General features: G+C 63.7%; 1 protein-coding gene. It reads right to left on the bottom strand.

Annotation, left to right across the window (positions count from 1 at the left end; all coding sequences use genetic code 11):
* Nucleotides 1-383: immunoglobulin-like domain-containing protein (locus ACNFG0_RS22885; RefSeq protein WP_416766539.1), on the bottom strand; the 383-nt coding region annotated here is incomplete at both ends.

The following is a 383-nucleotide window of genomic DNA, read 5'->3' as shown; positions in this document are numbered from 1 at the left end:
TCATTGGCCGGGGTCTGGAAGTCCACGGTGCCCGTGGTTTCGCCGGCCTTGATGGTGATGGTCTGGCCGTTGGACAGGGTGACGGTGACCGGCGTCTGCGCCGGGTTGCTCAGGGTGGCGGTGTAGGTGATCACGCCCCCTTCGGTGATGCCTGGTGTCGCGGTCAGGGTGACGCTGGTGGTGTCGACCGAATCGGTGATGACGGTTTCGGCAGGCGCCGGATTCGGCGTCAGCTGTTCGAAGTTGCCGCCGGTGGCACCGGTAATGGTGGTGCTAACGGTGCTGCCATTGTTGTAAACGTCATTGGCCGGAGTCTGGAAGTCCACGGTGCCCGTGGTTTCGCCGGCCTTGATGGTGATGGTCTGGCCGTTGGACAGGGTGAC

Origin of the sequence: Pseudomonas sp. NY15372, assembly GCF_048068215.1 — a bacterium.
Lineage (GTDB): Bacteria > Pseudomonadota > Gammaproteobacteria > Pseudomonadales > Pseudomonadaceae > Aquipseudomonas > Aquipseudomonas guariconensis_A.
This window is presented reverse-complemented; position numbering and strand designations above follow the sequence as displayed.